This is a genomic window from Ramlibacter aquaticus (assembly GCF_015159745.1).
Taxonomy (GTDB): domain Bacteria; phylum Pseudomonadota; class Gammaproteobacteria; order Burkholderiales; family Burkholderiaceae_C; genus Ramlibacter; species Ramlibacter aquaticus.
The window spans coordinates 1-1092 of the sequence record NZ_JADDOJ010000170.1 but is presented as its reverse complement, the minus strand read 5'-3'; the positions used below and the strand labels follow the sequence as shown (position 1 = coordinate 1092).

At 68.5% G+C, this 1092-nt stretch carries 1 protein-coding gene; it reads right to left on the bottom strand.

The features are described from left to right. Positions 1–1092: type II secretion system secretin GspD (gspD, locus tag IM725_RS19970; protein ID WP_193782391.1), on the bottom strand; the 1092-nt coding region annotated here is incomplete at both ends.

The following is a 1092-nucleotide window of genomic DNA, read 5'->3' as shown; positions in this document are numbered from 1 at the left end:
CGCCGGTGCCGGTGCCGGGATCGGCCCGGGCGAGCCGGGCACGGCCAGCATGCCCGCGGCGTCGGCCGGCGGCATCTGCGCGGCGCCGTTCACCGGCACCACCACGCTGGGCACGGGCTGGGCCTCGGCCTGCTTGCCGCGCATCAGGTCGTAGCGGTCCAGCGAGATGGCGTCGCTCTGGCCCGAATCGCGGATCACCACCGGCCGCAGGAACACCATGAGGTTGGTCTTCTTGCGCGTGCGGGTGCGGGTCTTGAACAGCTCGCCCAGCACGGGCACGTCGCCCAGCACCGGCACCTGCTGGTTGCTTTCGGAATAGTCGTCCTGCAGCAGGCCGCCCAGCACCACGATGGAGCCATCGTCGACCAGGATGTTGGATTCGATGGAGCGCTTGTTGGTGATCAGGCCGGTGGCGGAGTTGACCGAGGTCGGATCCACGCTGGAGACCTCCTGGAAGATCTGCATCTTCACCGTGCCGTTCTCGCTGATCTGCGGCTTCACCCGCAGCGTCAGGCCCACGTCCTTGCGCTCGATGGTCTGGAAGGGGTTGACCGAGCCGTTGCTGGCGCCGGTGTTGGTGAACTGGCCGGTCACGAAGGGCACGTTCTGGCCGATGACGATCTTGGCCTCCTCGTTGTCCAGCGTCAGCAGGTTGGGCGTGGACAGAACGTTGCCGTCACCGGTGGACTCCAGCGCCTGGGCCAGGAAGCTCAGCACATAACGGCCGGCCACCTTGCGCACCAGGCCCAGGTTGACGCCGGCCGAGGGCAGGGTGGCGCTGGTGGTGCTGCCCGACTGCGTCGCCAGCGAGATGATGTTCTGCCCGCCGACGGTGAAGTTGGTGCCCAGCACGCCGATGTTGGTGCTGTTCTGGTTGCCGATCGGCGACTGCCACTGGATGCCGAACTGGGCCGCCTTGTCGGCGCTCACCTCGGCGATCAGGCTCTCGACGTAGACCTGCGCGCGGCGCGAATCCAGGCGGTCGATGACGGCGCGGATCTGGCGGTACTGCGGCTCGGGCGCGGTGATGATCAGCGCGTTGGTCGCCGGGTCGGCCTGGATCTGGCCGCCGGTGGAAGGCGGGGCCGTGGG